Origin of the sequence: Pseudomonas sp. 43(2021) (genome assembly GCF_017490805.1) — a bacterium.
Classification (GTDB): Bacteria; Pseudomonadota; Gammaproteobacteria; order Pseudomonadales; family Pseudomonadaceae; genus Aquipseudomonas.
In genome coordinates, this window is record NZ_JAFGYJ010000462.1 from 1 (window position 1) to 460 (window position 460).

General features: G+C 63.7%; 1 protein-coding gene. It reads right to left on the minus strand.

Translation table 11 applies throughout. The annotated features are described in order from the left end of the window. Positions 1–39: 39 nt before the first annotated feature. The gene (locus J5M71_RS28180) at positions 40–360 is read right to left on the minus strand and encodes a hypothetical protein (RefSeq protein ID WP_207838891.1); all 321 of its coding nucleotides are present in this window, start codon (positions 358–360) and stop codon (positions 40–42) included. Positions 361–460 lie beyond the last annotated feature (100 nt).

Consider the following 460-nt stretch of genomic DNA (forward strand, 5'->3'; position numbering starts at 1 on the left):
GGGGGTTACTGTTACACGCCGGCAGTATAGGGAATGCGCTCAACGTTGGATGAGCGCCGCGCGTAACAGTGTGTAAAGTCTGTTGCCGCGCGGATGGCGCGGCGAGAAACGCACGTCGCACGGGTGTGCTGCGCCGGCGGCGAAGCGATCCGTCCGACGAAACGGCGGCGTTCTCCCGTGCTGCATGGGCGGCGTCGAGCGCTGCCGGACGCGGCACTCGAAGGCGTCCGGCGCTTCGTGTTCAGCATTCGACGTTCGACATTCGGCGTTCGGCGTTCGGCGTTCGGCGTTCGACATTCGACGTTCGACATTCGACATTCGACATTCGACATTCGACATTCGACATTCGACGTCGGACATCCGCTATCCAATATCGATGCGGGATCCCCGGCTGCAACGTCCGACATCGAAGGCCGAACCTCGGGCGCGCCGAGATTGGGAAGCGGCGAGCCCGCTGCCC